This is a genomic window from Daejeonella sp. (assembly GCF_037719425.1).
Taxonomy (GTDB): domain Bacteria; phylum Bacteroidota; class Bacteroidia; order Sphingobacteriales; family Sphingobacteriaceae; genus Daejeonella.
This window is the reverse complement of the sequence record NZ_JBBJNI010000017.1, coordinates 40,440-40,945: the sequence shown is the minus strand read 5'-3', so window position 1 is coordinate 40,945 and position 506 is coordinate 40,440. Positions and strand designations below refer to the sequence as shown.

Below are 506 nucleotides of genomic sequence, written 5' to 3'. Positions count from 1 at the left end.
GGGGCACGCTTCGACGGCGCAAGGCATCAAGCTTCTCCTCCGCCTTTTCCCCCGGAGTTAACCCCGAATACTGCCGCATAAGCTCTTCAGCCTTTAAAACCATATTTTCTGAGCCAATAAAGATAGCTGAACGCTGATGCAAAGAAGTCACTTCCTGATCAAGGATCCGGTTATAGCCGTCTGTTGCGCGGCCTCCTGCCTGCTCAATAAGGAATGCCATTGGGTTGCACTCGTAAACGAGGCGCAGCTTACCGTTAGGTGCGCTGGACGTGGTTGGGTAGATAAAGATACCACCCTTGATCATATTCCGGTGAATATCAGCTACCATGGAGCCGATGTATCGGGAAGTATACGGACGGGACGTCTGCTCATCCTCGATCTGGCAATATTTTAAGAATTTCTTAACGCCATCAGGAAAATGGACGTAGTTACCTTCGTTTATAGAATAGATGGTACCATCTTTAGGTATTTTCATCTCCGGATGCGAAAGACAGAACTCCCCTATC

General features: G+C 48.6%; 1 pseudogene. It reads right to left on the bottom strand.

Annotation, left to right across the window (positions count from 1 at the left end):
• Positions 1 to 64: 64 nt before the first annotated feature.
• Positions 65 to 506: pseudogene (locus tag WKF69_RS04050) on the bottom strand (class 1 fructose-bisphosphatase); the annotation flags it as partial.